This window comes from Aeromonas crassostreae (assembly GCF_054052445.1).
Genome location: NZ_JBSTYM010000091.1, coordinates 1 through 221, shown reverse-complemented (window position 1 = coordinate 221; position 221 = coordinate 1). Strand labels below are relative to the sequence as shown.

The following is a 221-nucleotide window of genomic DNA, read 5'->3' as shown; positions in this document are numbered from 1 at the left end:
CGGTCAAACTCGTAGCCCACCTTGCCAGCAAGGATATCGGCATCGCTCAACAGGCGGTCGGCCTGGCCGCTCACCTTGAGGGTGTCACCGGCCTGGGCCTCGCCCGGCAGGGTCACCGCCACGTTTACCTGGCCGCTGATCTCGCTGCGGTCGATGGTGCCGTCGTTGTCGCTGTCTTCGGTGATGACCACGGTCGGCGCCGCGGTGGCAGTGGTGTCGCC

Annotated in this window: 1 protein-coding gene; it reads right to left on the bottom strand. The window is 67.4% G+C overall.

Annotated features, from left to right (window positions below; genetic code table 11):
* Positions 1-221: hypothetical protein (locus ACW5W4_RS19025; protein WP_456690430.1), on the bottom strand; the 221-nt coding region annotated here is incomplete at both ends.